Source organism: Corallococcus sp. AB038B (assembly GCF_003668955.1).
In the GTDB taxonomy this organism is placed as follows: domain Bacteria; phylum Myxococcota; class Myxococcia; order Myxococcales; family Myxococcaceae; genus Corallococcus; species Corallococcus exiguus.
This window is the reverse complement of sequence record NZ_RAWO01000011.1, coordinates 301156-319401: the sequence shown is the minus strand read 5'-3', so window position 1 is coordinate 319401 and position 18246 is coordinate 301156. Positions and strand designations below refer to the sequence as shown.

Genomic DNA, 18246 nt, shown 5'->3' with positions numbered 1-18246 from the left:
AGAGCTGGATGGCGTGGATTCGATGGAGGACTTCCGCGAGCGCATGCTGTTCTTCAACCTGGACCGGACCGGTTCGCGTCCCCCCCAGACGCGGGTGGTGCTCCTGGCGCTGCCGGACGGAGGGCTGTGCGCGAGCAGGACGTGCCGCTGAAGTACAACGTGGAGACGGACGTGGATGGGGCCCCGCAGGGCGCGGTGTGACTGCTCCTGCCGGACAAGCTGGCGCGCACGCGGGTGGAGGAGTCGGGGCCCGCGCACGCAAAAGCGACGTGGGCCCGGCAAGCGCGGACGCCGGTCTTGAGCTCAGGCCCCAGGGGACATGGGGGGGACGAACGAACGCGCGGCGTCAAGGGGCCGGAGATACGACCGCCGGGCCCCCCCGTGAAGGAGGACCCGGCGGCGGAATGCGAAGGTTCAGCCGGAGCGACAGGGACTACCGGGCGTCGCGCGCGTCCACGGTGAGGCAGGGCTCCATCTTCTCCGGGGCGACGAGGAACAGCTCCTCGCGGCCCAGGTCCTGGGTGAGGCCCGACGTGGCGAAGCCAATCTGCCCGCCGCCGTCATACGCGAGCGCCGTCCAGTCGTTCTGCGACGCGGGGAAGATGTTGTTGGGGCTGCCGGAGCGGTTGAAGTCCCGGGCGTAGCTCGCGGCCTGGATGCTCCCATTGGCATTGAAGTCCAGGTTGGTACTCGCGTTGCCCGTGACCTGGATGTCGTTGAAGCGAAGCCCGCTGATCTTCGCGAGGTCCGCTTCGGTGGTGGGGGCGACGGGCGCGAACCCGGAGACCTCGTTGACGCTCTGCTCGCTGAAGGAGGCCACCTGCACGCGCGAGTAGTCGAGCACGTTGTTCAGGCCGCCAATGCCGAAGCCATAGAACTGGTACTCGTAGTTCATGATGCTCAGGTAGTTGGGCTTGTAGTTCGAATCGTCGTTGCCGCCGTGGCGCAGGCCGATGTTGTGCCCCAGCTCGTGCATCAGGGTGCCGGCCAGTTGCAGCTCCGTGATGCCGGCGGCGAAGCCCAGCGTCACCACGAAGTCATGCGCGGGGATGCCGCGCGAGATGCCGCTGGAGTTGCCACCGCCGTACCGGTTCGCGAACAGCATGTAGTGGAAGTAGGGCGCGCGGTTCGCGGCGAAGTACTTGCCCTTGATGACGTCGAAGTCCGTCCACACGGGGTTCAGGTCCAGGTCCGCGTCCGCCGCGGTGATCTGCTGGTCCACCACCAGGTGCAACGTGATGCCCGTGGAGCCATCCGGGTTGGACACCGGCGCCTTGGAGAAGGCCGTGATGACACGGTTCAGCATCGCCTGGGTCGGCTGCTGTCCCGGGTAGTAGTCCACCTCGATGAAGATGTCCTTCTTGCGCGCGTTCGCGCCGAGGGCCGTCAGGTCCAGGCCGCCGCCGAAGCCGAACGACTCCGCGTAGTCGTTGAGCCGGTCCCCATCCGTGTCGGGGTTGTTGGGGTTGGTGCCCAGCAGCGTCTCCACCAGGTCACAGACGCCGTCGCCATCCGTGTCCAGCGCGCCCGCGCAAGCGGGGATCGGCAGCGGGATGGCCGCCGCCACCTGCATGCCCTGCTGGGCGGTGGCCAGCTCCGGCTCCGGAAGCTCCGTGCCACCACACCCGTTCAACCCCAGGAGCGCGACGGAAGCGGTCAGCAGCGTTTGATGAAGCTTGGACATGGAATTCCCTTTGTTCGCAAAGGATTGGCATCGCGCCAATCACCCCGTACTTGCTATCCACTGGCTTTTTTGGCTATTCATTTTTTACATGAATAGGTCGATTTGCTGGAATCGGGCTATATTTGCTGCCGATGCGGAACCGCCGGAGCCCCCCTGACGCGGGGCCCGGCGGTGGAGTGCGACTTCCAGGCATGTGGGATGGTGACTACCGGGCACGTTGTTCACACCGCCCATGCGAAAGCCATACACCTGATACTCGTAGCGCCTGAGGCTCAGGTGGCTGACGCGGAGCGGCGCTCAGTAGCAGAGATAGTTGTTGTTCCAGCCGTGAGCGGAATCCGCGGGCTCGTTCCACGCGATGCAGGTCTTCCCAGAGATGGGGCCTGCGCTGGACCACTGGAAATTGAGCAGGCTGAGGTTGGGCACGCAGACGTAATTGTTGTTCCAGGTGTTGGGGTCGCTGGGCTCGTCAACGAGCGTGCACCGCATGCCAGCGATAGGCCCCGCGTTGCTGAAACGCACGCCTTCGTCCACCTCGGAGCACAGGAAGTTGTCATTCCAGCCATTCGGGTCGGCCGGCTCGTTGACCGAGACGCAGGTGGTACCCGCGATCTTCCCCGCGGGGGAGAACGCGAACCGCTGCGTGTAACACAGGTAGTTGTTGTTCCAGGAGTCGGGGTCGCCCGGCTCATTCCACTGCGTGCAGCGCATCAAGGGGATCGGGAGCAACGAGGACCAGACGAACTGCAGGGGGCTGTAGGTGGGCACGCAGAGGTAGTTGTCATTCCAGCCATCGGGGTCGAGGAGCTCGTTGATCAGGGTGCAGCGCTGGCCCGCGATGGGGCCCGCATAGGACCAGCTCACCCCCTCCTGACCCGCGGTGCAGAGGTAATTATCATTCCAGCCGTGGGAATCGCCCGGCTCGTTGACCAGGGTGCACGTGGAGGGGAACGCGTAATGCTGGAACTGGAACTCGAGGGGAGACACGCCATAAACCTGGCGCAAGCCCTGGATGTCCAGGGCGCTCAAGGTCGGCCGGCCCCAAGCGGCGCAGTAGTTCATGGTCGAGAGAGGGTCATACGCGGTGATGACCTCTCCATTGGCCTGCTGAACGATGGTGTTGTCGCAGTAGCCCGGCGTGTTGGGTTGATTGCCCGGAGAGTCCTGCTCATGCCAGAAGCCCAGGGCGTGGCCGAACTCGTGCAAGGCGACGCCGCGGATGCAGTATTCGCGGTCATCTCCCGGCAACGATGCGTCATCAACACCGTCGTTGCAGACGTGGCTCCAACTGGCGAAGTTGAAGTTGAGCCACATGCTGGGGCTGCTGTTCGAGCGGCCGACGATGGAGCGCGGGCCGCTCTCATCCACCTGGATGCGGATGGCCTGAGCAGGAGTAAGGATGTCGCAGGCGCCCCAACCCGTGAAACGCAAACTGCTGTTCGTGTCCCACTGCGCCTCGACGATCTGCCTCACCCACGTTTTCTCCGAGTTCCAGCCTGCCGTGGTCCAACAAACGGGGACGTCGGTGAAGCCCGCGGCGTTCGTGGGCCAATAACCGGCGGGATTGCCATAGAGTTCATCCTGCCGTGAGTCCACTGCCACGACTTCCATGTCCGGGAAGGGCTCGGCCGCGGGATTGCAAGCCACGAGGAGCGAGGAGAGCAACCCAAGGACCTGGGTCACTCCAATGACACGCAAACTGTTTTTCATGAATTCCCCCGGTGAAGCATTTTTCACTTCGGGTCATTGTCTAGCACGGAATAAAAACCGGCCCCAAGCGAAGACTTGTTGCCTTCCAGGGCGATAAGAATCGTCTGGCTGGAATAATCCACAAAGTCAGACGGAAGGTGCGCCGGGACTCCAGGGCTCGAACACCTGATGCGTTTTGACGTGCAAGTGTATGTCGACCCCCAGCTCCCTCCCGGCTGCGAGGACACGCCCCCACGCCCCTCCTTCGACGCGGGGACCCCGGATGCCGGCCCCTTTGTCTGGGGCGGCACGTACTCCGAATTGGAGGAGCACGGAGATTGGGGGGCCGGGACCCCTTCGCGCCGTGCGGCTTCGATTCGCGGGACGCGTCCAGCAGCGGCTGCGAGGAACTGTCCCGCTTCGATGTCTCGAATTGCGACCCGGCGGCGCTCGCCATGCTTTCCCAGGAGGGCATCTGTCTGGCCAACACCCGGGATGAGCGGCGCCTGGAGGACGGGGGCACCCTCATCAGCACCGGCCCTGTCGGCTTCCAGCTCCGGAGTGACGGAGGCACGAGCACGTTGTACGACGAGCCGCTCCGCTTCCGGGACACGCAGCGTGGCCGGCAGCAGGAGGGGCGTCCTTGTCTACGACCTCGCCAATCCCGCGCTGCCTGTCTTTGCGTATAGGCGGGATAGCGGCCATGTGGAGGGTGAGGGCAGGAGCGGAGGTGCCGCGGAGGGCCGCGGACGGGGTCGCTCAAGCAGTGTGAGCCAGGCGGGTGGAGGAGCGGCTTGAGCCCCTTGGGGTACACGCTGGCCCTGGCCGCCCGCTCATGAGGTGCGCGGCAGGGGCCTGGCTCTCTGGGCCCTGGCGGCTTGAGCTTCAACACCCTGCGGCTTGGATGGATCCGCGCGCCGGGGCGAGCCTCGCACCTGCCGTGGGCAGGCCCAGGTGCTCTAGAATCGCTCGCACCCCTCCTGCCTCGTTCACGTACGCCAGCACCCGGCGCCTGCCGTCACACCTCGCGCGGGCCCACACGTCCAGCGCCCTGCGTGCGGCGTCCCGTTGTACGAGGTGCTCCAGGGACCTTGAGCATCCCGCCTGGGGTAGAACCACCGGAGCAGGCTGTCAGACCGCGAGGGCAAGCTTCCTTCGACTGGCACCGAGCGAAGGACGTTCATGGCAACCCTGAAACAGCTGGCGTTCCGGATGGCGCGGACCCCCGCCTCCGGCTCCCTGGTGCGCTTCGGCTTCGCGCACGCGGACCGGCTCCTGCCCCTCACCTCCGTGGACCGCTCGGAGCAGGCCGCCATCTACCGGCACCCGCGTCCCGTCTACGGCACCTTCCACCACATCGCCGTCCCCCTGCGGGGAGTGCCGGACGTCTTCGCCCTGGCGCATCCGCGCCATGCCGGGCTTCGCACGGGCCTCTTCGCGCTCATCGCCGGAGCACGGCAGCGGACCCCCGTGTCGGTGCTCGTCAACGCGGGGCCTCGGCAGGACGTGGGGCAGGTGCACTTCCACCTCACGGACGACACGCCCTTCAGCGACGCTGTCCGCTCGGAGCACCTCACCTGGCCGGACTGGGACGCGGCAGTCCGCGCGCTGACCTCCGTGCCCGACATCCAGGAGCGCTACCGCGCCGGCTTCTCCCTGCTCCAGGACGCGGGGGACCCTCGGGTGCGCCTCATCTGACCGCGGCATGGATGCGGCCGTCTTCCCCCTGGCTGGCGGTGAACCCACTGCAATCGCTCGCACCCCTCCTGCCTCGTTCACGTACGCCAGCACTCGCCGCCTGCCTCCACACCTCACGCAGGCCCACTCGTCCAGCGCGAACGTCCTGCGTAGCAGCCCCGCTGGCGCGCCCACTTGGCGGGTGGGCGCGCCGTTTCACCGGGCTTCCATCACTGCCAGGACGGTTCGACGTCGTTCGCGCTCACGGTATTCGTCAGGTTGGTCAGGGTGCCGTTGACGGACCGCATGAAGATTTCGCCACTGCTCGCGCTGTTCGTGAAGCGTTCGAACACCAGGGTATCCGCAGTAGGACTGTAGGCCGGGCATTGGTCGTCCTCCGGCCCGTTCAGCAGCGCGACCAGCCCCGTCCCGTCCGCGTTCATGGAGTAGAGGTCCCGCTCGTACAGGCTCTGCACCGAGATGCTCGCGGTGAAGGCAATCTTCGTCCCCGCCGCGTTGTAGACCGGGAAGAACGAGGTCCAGTTGGACGGGCCTTCGTTCAGCCTCACCAGGCCCGTCCCATCCACGTTGATGCGGTAGATGCCCCGGAAGGGAATATCCGACGTGCTCAGCGCCTCGTAGCCGAACACGACCTGCAGGCCATCGGGGCTGAAGCTCGGCGTGATGTAGCTGCCGGCGCCTTGCAGGTCCGTGGCCAGGAGGGCCAGGTGCTGGCCGTTGGCGTCCATCAGGTAGAGGCTGCACCGGGAGGTGCAGTGGACGAAGACGATGCGCGTCCCGTCGGGGCTGAAGGCGGGCTGTTCGTCATCACCTTCCCAGTTCGTGAGCCGCTGCATGTTGCTGCCGTCGATGTTGGCGGTGACGATCTCGAAGTCGCCAAAGTACGGATACGTCTGGCCGTAGGCGCGCTGCCAGACCACCTGGGTGCGCGCCTTGTTGAGTTTGGGGCGCCGGTCCATCACGAGGTCGTTCGTGAGGCGGTTCAAAACGGTGCCATCGGTGCCCATCACGAAGATGTCGTAGGTGTTGATGGGGTGGGCGGGGTCGCTTCCCCGGTTTGACGCGAAGGCGATCTTCGTCGGCGGTGGGCAGTTGGGGAGGCACGTCTTCGCCGTGACATCGTCCTCCGCGACTTCCTGTTCAGGGTTGGAGACACCACACGCGGCCGTCAGCAGGACTGCTCCAAGGATGCAGCTTCTTCCCATCATCATGGCACTGGCTCCCAGCTGTGTTTCAGGTTCGCCGTCCTGGCCCCGGCCTCGCGAGGCTCACCCTGGAAGGGGGTTCCCAGGCGGACCGGGACGGAAGGGCGGACATGACGTCGACAGAGCAAGGGCAGGGCCAATCCACGTTCCAGGCCGCTTCCCCTGGAGCAACCTGCGAGGACGGCAAGTCTTGCCGCGATCCGGCGCTTCGGGCTGGCAAGAGTTGCTGTTGCCGGCTGGGTTTGCCGGCCGTGGACCTGCTCCAGGACGCCGGGGACCCGCGGGTGCGCCTCATCTGACGGCTGTGGGGGACCAGAAGCCCGCCAGCGCTCCCGAGACGTGGGCCTCGGTGTAGCGGCGCAGGTCCTCCGCGTTGTCCGCCTCCAGCCAGCCGGACGCGATGGGCACGGCGTGGACCGCCACGCCCTCGGAGATGAGGTCCTGGAGGAAGGCCGTCATGGAGATGTTCCAGTAGCGCGGATCCGTCGCCACGCGCTGGTCGAAGCGCTCCAGGAGCGAGTGCAGGACTCCGGGCCCGAACCGCAGCAGCCCGATGTATTGCCCCTGCACCTCCTCCACCGAACGCACCCGCGAGCCGATGTCCACGATGCGCTCGCCTTCGAGACGCAACGACTCGCAGTCCGTCGTGGGGTCCTCCATCCGCAGCTCCCAGAGGCGGCGCCACTGCGTGTCGATGGCGACTTCGACATCCCGGGACGCGGCGAGCATCCGCCCCAACACCTCGTGAGAGAAGACGATGTCCCCATAGGAGACGAGGACCGGCTCCGTGCGGGACACCACCGGCAGGCTGAAGCGCAGCGTGGAGACCATGTTGCCGGTGGTGTAGGCCGGGTTCACCACGACGCGCACGTTGCGGCCCGCCCCGGTCAGCTCGGGATACGCGCCGGCCATCACCGTGACGTCCACGCCGAAGTGCGCGTAGACAGCCAGCTGATGGTCGAGCAGCGGGGCTCCCGCCAGCTCCACCAGACACTTCGGCCGGTTCGCCGCGAGCGGCCCCATGCGGGTGCCCAGGCCCGCTGCAAGGATGATGGCTTTCACGGTTCGTACGCCTCCATGACTTCGAGGACCGAGGGAAGGTGATGGGGCGCGCGCTCGGGGTGCCAGAGGACGCCCAGCGAGCGCCGCTCCCTGTTCGCGAAGGCCTCCACCGCTCCGTCCTCCGAGCGCGCCAGGACGTCCCATCCGTCAGGCAGGGAGTCCTCCGCCACGCCCCAGTGGTGGAAGCTCGCGACCTCTGTTGGGCCCCGCCACGCCTGGGCGAGTGGACCCGTCAGCACGTGGCGCACGCGCACGTGGCCTTCGACGGGCACCAGCCGCATCCCCGCGAAGAGCGCGAGCATCTGCGCGCCCCGGCACACGCCCAGCACCGGCGTCCGCGTCCGGAGGGCGAGCGACAGCAGGACCGACTCCGTCTCGTCGCGCGCGGGAACGGAATCCGGTCCCGTTCCCGGAGCGTCGTTGCCTCCACTCAGGATGACGAGCCCGGGACGGAGGGCTTCGAACTGGGCCACGGCCGCGGCGGCCACGTTCACCGCGGGGAACGGCACCCAGCCGGCCGCCCACAGGCCCGAGGCCCAGGAGTCCTCGAGCGCATCCCGCACCTCCAGACGCCCCGGGACACGGTCGCTGCGCTGGGTGATGAGTGCCACGCGGCGCTCACTCATGGACGAGCCTGCGCCCCCCGCAGTCCAGCGTCATCACCCGCCCACCTGACAGCCGCCGGAACTGCTCCCGGCCCACGCCGATGGCGGCGGGCAGCTGCAGCTCGGTGCAGCGCACCGCCATGTGCGAGTTCGCGCCTCCGTACGCAGTGACGATGCCTGCGACGCCCAGCGCGAGCAGCCCGTCGTAGCCGGGGTCGGCGCGCTCCAGCAGCACGATGTTGCCGCGCACGCGCTCCGGGTCTGGCAGCCCGTCCGCGACCAGCACCGGCGCGCGCACGCACGCCTTGGTGACGAACAGGGGCTGCTCTCCACTGCTCACGTGGAAGAGCAGATGTGACGCGCGCGTCAGGATGTCCGGCAGCTCGATGAGGGTGACGGCGGCGGCATGCTCGCGAGCCTCCTCCACGGCGTCGCGGCACCACGACCGGGCTTCGAGTGGCGGCAGCGCCAGGGCGGTCTCCACCTGCTCCAGCGACAGGTGCGCCAAATCATCCCGGCTCAGCCCCAGCGGCTCGCCCCACTCCGCGAGGTGTTCGAGCACGCCACTCAGCGTCTTCGTGAACACGTGCTTGCCGTACTCGCGCCCCGCGATGCCCGCGCCCAGGTGCGCGAGAAACACCTCGCTGGTCATCGACAGGCCGGCGCTCCGGAGGCCCGCGCCCAGGCGTTCGTGGAGGCTCCGGGACAGGGGGGCTTCGTGCCTGAACGGTTCCTCCGCTCCGGAGATGAGCGGGCCTAAGTAGCGCTCTGGATCCGCGCCATAGCGTGGCACCCGGATGTCATAGGTCCCGGGGCGCAGGTGCCCGAACTCCGCGACGAGCGCCTCCAGGCCCAGCTCGCCCCGCCGCACGCGGAACGCGTCCGCTTGCAGTTGGCCCGCAACCGTCCGGATGCGCTGGAGCACTTCGCGCTGCTCGCTCGAATTCATCACGCCCTCGCGCACGAAGCTCTTGAGCAGCGCGGTCACCACGAACGCCGTGCGTGCCAGGTGCGCGAAGGGCAGGGTGCCCAGCTTGCGCAGGCGCGCGAGGATGGGACCGAGCCCGCCCTCGAAGCCCGGCGCGAACGGTTCGGCCCGCAGCCGCTGCACCTGCTCCACCTGCGCGGGCAGGTCGCGAAGCCCGTGGAGCGTGATGTCCCGCAGCGCGGTGGCCAGGGCATCCAGCTCGCCTGCATCCAACGAGGACGCATAGAGCCTCCGGAGCCGCTCGCGCAGGCCGAGGCTCGCGCACGTGTCCGCGATCTCGAACTCCACCTTGTCATGCAGCTCGGGGGCGCTGGACAGCCGGGCCAGCTGCTGGGAGACCAGGACCTCCGCCACGCGCGCCGGGGTGACGGCCGGAATGAAGGAGTTGAGCGATGCGCGCACGTCCACGTAGGCGTGCCCCGCGAAGTCGCGCAGCAGGGGCGTGCCGCGCAGGTCGCGGTACCCGTAGGCCGCGCGCTGCTCCGCCCAGGTCTGGTCCGTGATGAGCCTGCCGTAGAGCGTCCGCGCGAGCGGAAGCGGACGCCGGCCAATCATCTCCGCCGGGTTCCAGTCCGTCATCGTGCTGTAGACGGGCCCGTCTCCGACGACGGGGGCCTTGGGCCGCAGCAGCGCCTGGTGCGCCGTGCAGGCATCCGCCAGCAGCATCGCCCGGCGGACCTCGCCTCCCTCTGGCAGCGACGAACCCTTGGCGATGGGGCGCACCTGGAGGAGGTGGAAGTCACCGCCCGCCAGCGCGAACTCAATGTCCAGCGCCTCCACGCCAACGAGCTTCACCAGCTCACGCCCCACGGTGACGACGCGACGGAGCGAGTTCGGCAACAGGCCCCGCGGCACGCCGTGCTCCACGTACGCGGAGGAGGGCTTCTCCAGGGCGCCGGACGTAATCTGATCCGTGCGCCCGCTGGAGACGTCCGACGCCACCACCCAGTACGAGGCCAGCGTCTCCGGGTGCCGCGCCATCAGCACGCCGCTTTCACTCACGGGGTGGACGTAGGACTGGAGGAAGACCTTCTCTTCCCGTGCCCCCGGACCGTACGAATCGAACACGTCCGCGATGGCGCCGCCCACGGCCACGGCATCGCCCGCGTCCACGTCGAGCACGGAGAGGAAGCGTCCCGCGTTCGACGCAGTCCACGCATCCTCCGCGGAGCAGGAGGAGCGCACCACGATGCGCTCGCTCCCGAAGCGCTCCCGCACGCGCTGGAGCACGGCGTCCCGGTCCTGGGCCCAGTCCCCGCTCCACACGATGTGCGGCCGGGAGACGCGCCACGGCCCGTGCAGCTCCGACAGGATGTCGAGCGTGCGCGCCTTGTCCCCCAGCACGAGCCGGCCCACGGGGGCCTGGGGCTCGCTGGAGACCTCGTCGTCTTCCAGCTCGAAGCGCGCCACGTCTCCGGCCTGGGCAAGCCGGTCCGCCACCTCGTCCAGGTCCCAGCCCTCCAGCGCCTCACGCACCGCCTGGGTCCTTCCGACGATGAAGCGGCACTCGCCCCTCCAGGTCGCGATGACGGCGGAGGCCTCATCGAGCAGCACGCGGAGCGCGCGCGGACGCGGGAGCACTGTTCCCTTGAACGCGAGCGTCAGCGGCACGCCGTCGTACGTCTGGGCGAGCGTGCTCAGGACGCGCTCGGCCCAGGTCCGCATGGAGGCGTGCACGGGGCCTGCGCCGCGGATGCGGCAGTCAGGAGGAATTCCAATCGGAGGGGTAGGGCGAAACGTCTCGACTTCGCATTCCAGGGCTGTCACAGGCGACCTCGCACGAGCGGACGTGGTGCATGGCGCGTGCGCGGCATCGCATTGTGGCCTCTGCCCACGTGTGGTGGATTCGATGCATGAGAACCTTCGCCACGGATGAGCGGCTGACGTACCGCCGCGCGGGCAATGAGCTTCAGCCCCGCCCGTCCGAGGACCATGTCCTCTCCTACGAGTACCGCTTGATGCAGCTGCCGCTGGTGCGGCCGGACCACCCGGAGGTCGTGCCGTTCGACCTCAAGGCCGGCTACGACTGGCTGGGCACCTACCGCGCGCCCCGCGTCTCGCTGGTGGGCTTCGTGGACTTCGGCGCCTTCGCGCAGAGCCCCCAGTTCAACCGCTTCATGAACGCCGTGGCGATGACCGCCGCGGCGCGGAAGATCGCCTGGGACATCGTCGAGCGGCGCAAATACAGACACCACTTCACCATCTGCAACGGGCTGCATGAACGGATGCCCATCGCGGACATCGTGCCCTTCGTGAAGCAGCGGCTGGAGGGCTTCCCCCGCTTCCGCATCCAGGTGAAGGGCGGCTGGCTCTGGGGCAAGAAGAACGGCCGCATCTACTTCCCCGTCTACCCGGAGCTGACGGACGGCCCGAACCCCGTGGACCACCTCACCGAGGTCCAGACGCGCCTGGGCCATTCGCTCCACCCGGGCTTCTACATCGGCTGTCTCCAGTTGATGGACCACCTGCGCTTCAACTCCGAACTGGACGTGCACGAGGCGGACGAGCTCTTCGGCGTGCTGAGGCGCTTCCGCGAGACGACCATCGTGGAGCTCGACGTGACCGAGCTCTCCATCCTGCGCACGCACGACGACCTCATCCTCAAGAGCCGGGTGCTCGAACGCGTGCCGCTGGGGGGGTGACGGGTTCATTCGAACTCCTGGAGCGCGCTGCGCAGGAGCACGCGCTCGTAGGCGTTGCGGACCAGCGCCCCCAGCGGACCGATGAGCCGCGTGAGGTCCGTCTCGCGGTACAGCGCCGGGTGGTGGAGCAGCTCCAGCACCGTGGCGACGAGCGCCGGCTCCACGCGGTAGTCGAACATCCCGGGCCGGCGTGGGTGCGAAAGCCCCGCCTGGACCGCGTCGTTCACCAGCGCCGCCTCGCGGGCCACGACCCGCAGGTACACCTCGCGGGACGCAGAGGGTTCGGAGCGGAGCCCCTCCAGCTCATTCGCTGCCTCGCGCCACGGAGAGACCAGCTCCTCGGGGAAGGGAGCGACGAGCTCCACCTCTTCCGCGAGGCGCAGGCGGAGGTGGACCAGGAACTCCAGGGGCGAAGGCCGCCATGCCCGCCCCACGACAGCCCCTGGCAACTGCTGGATGGCGGAGTTCGCGCGCAGGGTGGGGCGACCTTCCGACTCCAGGAGCATGCGCAGTTCACGGGGATCAAAGGCCGTGGCGGCCTCTTCAATCATGGCGCGCGTGTCGTCCGAGGAGTGCATGAGGCTCAGCGCACGCGTCGGGGCCTGGAGCCGGCTGCGCAGGTGGTGCGGTGAGCGCTTGTTCGGATCCGCCGACCCCTTGAGCGACTTGAACGCCTCGCAGGCCGACCGGCTCGGGGTGCGGAGGATGAGCGCGCAGGAGGACTCCAGCAGGTACACCTCGCCAGGCACGGCCCACGTCTTGTCGAGCGCGATGGGACGGTTGGGGCTGTACACCGCCTCGATGCTGCTCTGCGTGTATTGGACGAAGCGCCGGTCCACGACGCGGAAGCCCTCGCGCTCCAGGAACGCGAGCGCCTCCTCCGCGAGCCCGAGCCCGATGGCGTACGGGTCGAAGAACGTGAAGACGAACTCCTCGCTCCCCGGACGCGAGCCGAAGGCCTCCACGAGGCCGGACACACTGGCAACGTTTCTCATGTGAGGTCTCCACTCCCGGCTTCCACGAGCCACAGCACTTCTGAAGGCGCGAGCAGGACGTCCCCCTGGCCCTGACGCCCGCCGAGCAGGTCCGTCCACTTCCGCAACGGCACGGGGACGGACACGGGCTCCCCGCCGAAGTTCACCAACACGTGCAGGGGCTGACGGCCATGGCCTCGCGCCAGGTGCACGACGTGGGGCGCTGGCTGCCGCGCCACGCAGCCGCTGTCCTCCCTCATCGCGGGCGTCCGGTCGCGCAAGTGGATGAGGCCCAGCAGGGACTTCAGGATGCGCGCGTGCACCGGCTGTCGGACCCACGCACGCAGGGCTCCATCCGAGTACCGGTGCCGGTTCGCGGCGCGAGGATTGGAGGGCTCGACACCCACCGCGTCCGGCAACCCGAACAGCGTGGGGAAGTAGAGGCAGGGAGTGGAGGGGAGCGCGAAGAGCAGCGCATGCGCGGCCAGGTATCGCTCGACGTCGAGCCCTGCCTCCGTGGAGAAGATGCGGTGCAGGGAGCTGTTGAGTTCGTACGGCCGGGGTTCGCCCCCCACGTCCGCGTGTGACACCCGGACCCCGGCACGCTCCAGCCGCTCCATCACCCGCTGCAGGGTGGGAGCATCCAGCGGCGGATCCATGGGACGCAGATGCACGCCGTCATGCGTCTGGAGGAAGGCGTAGCCGTCGCGGCCGTGGGCATCGGCCGCGGATGCGTTCACCCAGTCCACCAGCGGACCTCCTTCGCCCGCGAGCGCCGCCGCGAAGACGAGCAGCGGCACCGCGAGGTGGTTGTCGTGCTGCGCCAGCTCCTCGCCCAGGTAGCACCGCTCGCCCGTGCGGTGGTCCGTCTCCGCGAGCAGGCGCACCGACGGGTCCACCAGGTCGGCCACGGCGCGCAGCGCTCGCACCAGCAGCTTCGCCTCCGGCTGGTGAGGCCCTCCAGGAACGCGCTTCCACACGTGGGGAATGGCATCCAGACGCACGACCCGCGCACCCGCCTCCACCAGCCGCAGCAGCGTGCCCGCCATGGACAGGAAGACGTCCGGCGAACCGTGGTTCAGGTCCACCTGCGCGCGCCCATACGTGCACCACGCCCAGACCGCGCCGAAGCGCTGGAGGATGGAGGAGGTCCGCACCCGCGTGCCCCATTCGATGTCCCGCGGCTCGGAGAAGAGGTGGAAGTCCCCGGGCCGTCCCTCCCCGCGCAGCACGTCACGGAACGCCGGGTGCGACGTGGACACGTGGTTCATCACCAGGTCGAGCATCAGCCCGCCGCTGACCTCCGACAGCCGCTCCAGGTCCTCCCACGCCCCCAGGCGCGGATGCACGGACTGGTGGTCCACCACCGCGAAGCCGTCATCCCCGTCCGACACATAGGGGGGGAGCACATGCAGCAGCGCCGGCCCCACGCCGCCCACCTCCTCTTCGAGGAATCGCCGCAGTGCCGCGAGCGGAGCCATGCCTCCATCGAGCACATGGTCCGGATACACGGCGATGACCGCGGGACGCGCGTCCACCGCCGCGCGCCCGGGCCGCGGGCGAGCGCGGACGCCCTCCGCCGCCTGGGCCAGCTCCCGGACGAGCGCCTCCGCGCGCTCCGCCCCGTAGAGCTGTCCCAGTGCGTCCCCCAGCCGCGCCCTCGCGGGGGCGAGGACCGGATGGGCCGTGTATCCGGAGGCGCTCATCCCTGGTGCTCGAGGACGTAGTCGATGCTGCCCTGGAGGAACTCCACCGCGCGCGCCAGCTCCGGCTCCGCCGACATGCGTTGGGCCATGCGCTGGTGGAGCGCTTCGATGCGCGTGAGGCATCCGCCCAACGGGCCCGTCGCGCAGTCCGCGTGCAGCAAGAGCCCTTCCTCGAGCAGGCCCCGGTCCACCTCACCCGCGGTGGCCATCGCCTTGCGCGACTCGATGAGCAGCCACTTGCGCGCCGCGCTTGTTATCCCGAGGGCCGCGAGGATGGAGACGAGCGCCTCCTCCACCGCGATGCGCGCCACGTGCCGGCTGGACTCCTCGCTGATGGCGCGGTGGCTGATGGCGTCCTCCAGGTATTCGTGGACCTCCATGAAGTGCCGCACGGTGAGGTAGGTGGGCAGCAGCTCCACCAGGAACTCGTCCCGCCAGCTCGCCACCAGGCTCGGGTTCATCAGCGGCAATCCCACGCGCAGCCGGTGCAGGAAGCGCAGCTCCGGGCCGTCGATGATGGGGATGAACTTCAGCTCGGACGGCTTGTAGAGCGCCGGCGCGATGGCCGTCATCCACGTCATGATCTCCGCGACGCGGCTGCGCTCCGCCAGCTCGATGTTGACCTCGATGCCGTCGCAGTACTGGAGCGCTTCACTGAAGCGGCTGTTCTTGAAGCGCACGCCCTCCTTCGTGGAGATGAGCGACGTGCGGTGCGGCACCAGCACCATCAGGTCCACGTCCGAGCTGGGCGTGCCATTGCCGGCCGCGAGCGAGCCCGTCAGCAACACGCCGCACGAGGCGGGGTCGCTGACCAGCTCCGACAGGATGCGTTCAACGTCCACGCCGTGAGCGCGAAGCGTCTGCGTGGTGAGCGTTTGACCACTGGAAAGCTGATGCGTGCGCTTCATGATGCCACCTTCCCCCGTCCCTGATGGGACAGCTGCAAGTCCGAGAAAACGTCCGCGCACGCGTCCGCGACGGTGCGCACCATCTGCTCCTCATGGGTCCGCATCACGCTCAGGCGCAGCAGGCCGTGGCCCGCCGGAACGGCCGGGTGGATGACCGGGTTGGCGTAGATGCCCCGGTTCCACAGCAGCCTCCATGCCTGGAGCGTGTCGAAGTCCGCGCCCACCTCCACGCTGACGATGGGACCGTCGGACGGAATGGGGCGCAGCCCGCGCTCCACCAGCGCCTCGCGCAGCGTGCGCACCCGTTCCTTCAATTGGGACACCAGCCCCGGGTCCTCATGGAGGATGCGCAGGGCGGCCAGGGCCGCGGCCACGGAGGCCGGCGTGTTGGCGGCGGTGAAGAGGAAGGGCCGCGTGAGGACGCGCAGCGCTTCAATCTGGTCCTTGTCCCCGATGATGGCGCCGCCGCAGGAGCCCAGGCTCTTGGAGAAGGTGATGGTGATGAAGTCCGCGTCCTGGACGACGCCGTCCTCCTCCACGGTGCCGAGTCCCCGAGCGCCCACCGTGCCCAGGCCGTGCGCCTCGTCCACGACGAGCGCCAGCCGCGTCTCGCGGCACACCTCCAGGAACCGGCGCAGCGGGGCCCGGTCTCCGCGCATGGAGTAGACGCCCTCCACGACACAGAGGCCGGAGGCGGTGTCGTCCTTCGCCTGGGCCAGCAGGTGCTCCGGGTCGTTGTGGCCGAAGCGCTTCATGTTCGCGCGAGCCAGCCACACGCCGTCCAGGACGGAGGCGTGCATCTCCTCGTCCACCCAGGCGCGGTCATTGCGGCCCAGCAGCGAGCTCATCAGGCCCAGGTTGGCGCCGTAACCGGTGGAGAACACCATGGCGCCGGTGCGGCCATAGAAGCGCCGCAGGGCTTCCTCCAGCTCCTCGTGGAGCGCCAGGTTGCCGTTGAGCAGACGTGAGCCCGTCACACCCGCGCCCCAGCGGGCGGAAGCCTCCTGCGCGGCGGCGATGACGCGAGGGTCGTTCGCGAGCCCCAGGTAGTTGTTGGAGCCGAAGTTGAGGATGTCCCGGCCCTCCATGCGGGTGATGGGGCCGGTGGCCGACTCCACGCGCGTGAAGTAGGGGAGGCGGCCAATGCGCTTGCCCAGGCGGGCCTGCGCCACGCGCGGGTCCCCGAGCAGCCGCTGGATGACGGGAGCCCGAGGGCGGCCCGCGGTGTCTTGTTCAGGTCGTGTCATGTTTTTGATCCCGGAAGTCGAACGCCAGGCTCGCGGCGGTCGCGCAGACAGCGGTGAAGGTGAGGATGACGGCGGTGCTCTGGAGCACGACGCTCCAGCGGCCCGCGCCGAAGGTGGCTTCGTTGAGCGCACGCAGGGCCCAGTAGTGCGGCGTGGCGTAGCCGAGCGTGCGAGACCAACCCGGCAGCGCTTCGGTGGCGACGATGGCGCCACCCACCGCGCTGAACGTCACCAGCACCAGGTAGGAGAGGTTGGAGAGCGTGGCGGTGCTGCGCGTGATGGCGAAGAGGAGGAAGCCCAGGGCCGAACCGCTGGTCACCAGCGCCGCGCCGGTGAGGGCCACCTGGAGGACGTTGCCGTTCAGCGGCAGGCCGAGGAACGCCGCCGCGAAGCCCGTGAAGAGCAGCAGCTGCACGAACGACATCGCGCACGCGGGCAGCACCTTGCCCATGGCGAACGCGAGCCGGGAGGGGCGGACCAGCGCCTGCCTGCCGTGGGTGTGGTACCAGAAGTCCCGGTAGAACGCGTGACCGGAGTAGGTCACCACCATGTAGCTGAACATCACCGCGAAGCCGATGGTGGCCCGGCCCATGGCGCCCGGAGCTGTATCGAGCCCGGACACACCCGGGCCCAGGATGGCGGAGAGCACCGCGGGCAGGATGAAGATGAACACCATGGCCGTGCGCTCGCGCGCGAGCACCCGCCACTCCGTCATCGCGTAGCAACGCACCACGTTGACAAAGCCAGCCACGCCGCTGGGAGCGGATGGGGCACTGGAAGCGATGTCGTGATTCATGGCCCTTCCGCCTCCCGGGCGAAGGCGCTCAGGGACGGGTCCCTCAGCAGGATGTCGCGGAGCCGGTTGCCGGACAGGCGCAGCTCGGACAGGTGGACATCGGAGGGGACCTCGCCCAGCTTCGAGCGGACCTCCTCCATGGTGCCGGTGGCGAGCGTGAGCTCCCACGAAGCCTCGGGACGCGCGCCACGCAGCGACAGCGTGCGAGCCTGGTTCGACAGCACGGTTCCCAGTTCACCCAGGTCGCGAGTCTTCCCGTCCCGCAGCAGCACCAGCTCCGTGGACAGCTCCTCGATGTCCTCGGGGTAGTGCGCCGTGACGAGCACCGCGGCGCCTTCCTCACGCCACGCGCGCACGCGGCGCACCACCAACTGGCGGGCCTCGAAGTCGAGCGCAACGGTGGGCTCATCCAGCAACCGGATGGGTGGCGCATGGACGAAGCTCGCCGCCAGGTGCACGAGCCGCCGCTGCCCACCCGACAGGTGATGCACGCGCATGCGGGCAATGGAACCCAGCGCGAACTCCTCCAGGGTCCGTTCGATGGCGGCCTTCGCCTCGCCGCGTCCCAACAACAGCCGGGCCAGGTGCCCGACGTTCTCCTCCACCGTGAGCACGGGATAGAGCGCGATGGCCTGCGTCGCGAACCCGATGGCGCGGCGGGCGTGCAGCCCACCCACGTCGAGCCGCACCGAGCCGCCAGTTGTTCCCCGCACGGTGCCGGTGAGCGCTCCGAGCAGCGTCGTCTTGCCCGCGCCATTGGCGCCGAGCAGTCCCACGGATGTTCCCCCCTTCAAGCAAAGGGAGACATCGCGAAGCACGGGCGTCCCCTGGGGGAATGCGAAGGAAAGCCGCTCCGCGGAGAGCAGGGCGGTTCCGTGCGCGGACCCCATGGACTGACGAAGACGCCCAGGTGTTTTGATTGGATCCTGAAATGCTGTTTCTTCAGGAAAAGTGATTTTGTCGGTCATCGTCGGGATGACCTTCTACAGATGCGGTCTGACATCCAGCGTCAGCACGTCGCGTCGAAGATGACGCGGACGCA

At 68.6% G+C, this 18246-nt stretch carries 15 protein-coding genes; 3 read left to right on the top strand and 12 right to left on the bottom strand.

The genetic code is table 11. The features are described 5' to 3' along the window. The first annotated feature begins 13 nt into the window (after positions 1-13). Positions 14-151, top strand: coding sequence for a hypothetical protein (locus tag D7Y04_RS44620; RefSeq protein ID WP_158620550.1), 138 nt, complete (start codon positions 14-16; stop codon positions 149-151). A gap of 282 nt (positions 152-433) precedes the next feature. Here the strand turns inward: D7Y04_RS44620 and D7Y04_RS33020 are convergent, their stop codons facing one another. Continuing rightward, entirely contained in the window at positions 434-1684 is a 1251-nt protein-coding gene (locus D7Y04_RS33020; protein ID WP_121761875.1) for a hypothetical protein, read from the bottom strand. A gap of 297 nt (positions 1685-1981) precedes the next feature. Then, positions 1982-3394, bottom strand: coding sequence for a hypothetical protein (locus D7Y04_RS33015; protein ID WP_126933156.1), 1413 nt, complete (start codon positions 3392-3394; stop codon positions 1982-1984). A gap of 1161 nt (positions 3395-4555) precedes the next feature. Here D7Y04_RS33015 and D7Y04_RS44615 point away from each other — a divergent pair. Next, the gene (locus D7Y04_RS44615) at positions 4556-5071 is read left to right on the top strand and encodes a hypothetical protein (protein WP_158627627.1); all 516 of its coding nucleotides are present in this window, start codon (positions 4556-4558) and stop codon (positions 5069-5071) included. Between the two features lie 209 nt (positions 5072-5280). Here the strand turns inward: D7Y04_RS44615 and D7Y04_RS32995 are convergent, their stop codons facing one another. From D7Y04_RS32995 to D7Y04_RS32980, 4 genes are all read right to left on the bottom strand, one after another. Further along, on the bottom strand, positions 5281-6282 hold the full coding sequence (locus D7Y04_RS32995) for a PD40 domain-containing protein (RefSeq protein ID WP_120593655.1): 1002 nt from the start codon (positions 6280-6282) through the stop codon (positions 5281-5283). Between the two features lie 285 nt (positions 6283-6567). Further along, positions 6568-7338, bottom strand: a complete 771-nt coding sequence (locus tag D7Y04_RS32990) for an NTP transferase domain-containing protein (protein ID WP_158627626.1) — start codon at positions 7336-7338, stop codon at positions 6568-6570. Beyond that, positions 7335-7964, bottom strand: coding sequence for a gamma-glutamyl-gamma-aminobutyrate hydrolase family protein (locus D7Y04_RS32985; RefSeq protein WP_121761871.1), 630 nt, complete (start codon positions 7962-7964; stop codon positions 7335-7337). Before D7Y04_RS32985 ends, D7Y04_RS32990 begins: the two co-directional genes overlap by 4 nt. Next, the gene (locus D7Y04_RS32980; protein ID WP_147477241.1) at positions 7957-10596 is read right to left on the bottom strand and encodes a PEP-utilizing enzyme; all 2640 of its coding nucleotides are present in this window, start codon (positions 10594-10596) and stop codon (positions 7957-7959) included. The genes D7Y04_RS32985 and D7Y04_RS32980 overlap by 8 nt, the downstream gene beginning before the upstream one ends. A gap of 188 nt (positions 10597-10784) precedes the next feature. On the opposite strand from D7Y04_RS32980, the gene D7Y04_RS32975 reads away from it, so the two are divergent. Next, a complete protein-coding gene (locus D7Y04_RS32975) occupies positions 10785-11573 on the top strand; it encodes a hypothetical protein (protein WP_121761869.1) in 789 nt (262 codons plus the stop codon). 5 nt (positions 11574-11578) lie between these two features. Here D7Y04_RS32975 and D7Y04_RS32970 read toward each other — a convergent pair whose 3' ends face one another. Genes D7Y04_RS32970 through D7Y04_RS32945 form a run of 6 tightly spaced genes read right to left on the bottom strand, consistent with a single transcriptional unit; the run spans position 11579 to position 18094 of the window. Continuing rightward, positions 11579-12568 (bottom strand): nucleoside-diphosphate kinase, encoded by a 990-nt coding sequence (locus tag D7Y04_RS32970; RefSeq protein ID WP_121761868.1) that lies wholly within the window; start codon positions 12566-12568, stop codon positions 11579-11581. Next, the gene (locus D7Y04_RS32965; protein WP_121761867.1) at positions 12565-14253 is read right to left on the bottom strand and encodes an alpha-amylase family glycosyl hydrolase; all 1689 of its coding nucleotides are present in this window, start codon (positions 14251-14253) and stop codon (positions 12565-12567) included. The genes D7Y04_RS32970 and D7Y04_RS32965 overlap by 4 nt, the downstream gene beginning before the upstream one ends. Further along, positions 14250-15161, bottom strand: a complete 912-nt coding sequence (locus D7Y04_RS32960; RefSeq protein WP_121761866.1) for a nucleotidyltransferase domain-containing protein — start codon at positions 15159-15161, stop codon at positions 14250-14252. Before D7Y04_RS32960 ends, D7Y04_RS32965 begins: the two co-directional genes overlap by 4 nt. Further along, positions 15158-16408, bottom strand: a complete 1251-nt coding sequence (locus D7Y04_RS32955; protein ID WP_121761865.1) for an aminotransferase class I/II-fold pyridoxal phosphate-dependent enzyme — start codon at positions 16406-16408, stop codon at positions 15158-15160. Before D7Y04_RS32955 ends, D7Y04_RS32960 begins: the two co-directional genes overlap by 4 nt. Further along, positions 16395-17204 (bottom strand): ABC transporter permease, encoded by an 810-nt coding sequence (locus D7Y04_RS32950; protein WP_121761864.1) that lies wholly within the window; start codon positions 17202-17204, stop codon positions 16395-16397. Before D7Y04_RS32950 ends, D7Y04_RS32955 begins: the two co-directional genes overlap by 14 nt. Beyond that, entirely contained in the window at positions 17201-18094 is an 894-nt protein-coding gene (locus D7Y04_RS32945) for an ATP-binding cassette domain-containing protein (protein WP_255428729.1), read from the bottom strand. The genes D7Y04_RS32950 and D7Y04_RS32945 overlap by 4 nt, the downstream gene beginning before the upstream one ends. Between the last annotated feature and the right edge of the window lie 152 nt (positions 18095-18246).